The 416-nt window shown below is 44.0% G+C and carries 1 protein-coding gene; it reads left to right on the top strand.

What is annotated here, in order from left to right; genetic code table 11:
• On the top strand, positions 1–416 hold a 416-nt coding region (locus DAHG_RS21315; RefSeq protein WP_261797484.1), incomplete at both ends, for a hypothetical protein.

Genomic DNA, 416 nt, shown 5'->3' with positions numbered 1-416 from the left:
CCAACGCTTCCAAGGATGAAGACATAAAGAAATATGAAGCGTTAAGTCAGGAAGAAAAGGATATGCTTGCCGATGTGACATCTTCTGCGACGATGAGTCTGCAGGATGGTCATGGCGATATCTTAAAAGCAATCAAAAAGGCTTATGAGAACCGCCGTCCTTTAACGATTGAAGGCGCGAAGGGATTAGGCTTTGGTGTCGCTAACTCAGGCCGTGTAGGTCCGGGCAAGGATGATCAGGAAGTACAGGTTTACAGCTTTAATGATGTATTTGTAACTACGTTATTTGATGAGAATGATAAGATTGCCGCGCTGATGATTGATCAGCTGGAAGTGGCAACACCAAATTATGATGGTGAAACAATGCCGCATTTCAGCGGTTATCCGGGTCAAAGCTATAATATCGATGAGAACCAT

Source organism: Dielma fastidiosa (genome assembly GCF_000313565.1).
Lineage (GTDB): Bacteria > Bacillota_I > Bacilli_A > Erysipelotrichales > Erysipelotrichaceae > Dielma > Dielma fastidiosa.
Note: the sequence above shows the minus strand (reverse complement) of the source record. Positions and strands in the feature narration are given on the sequence as shown.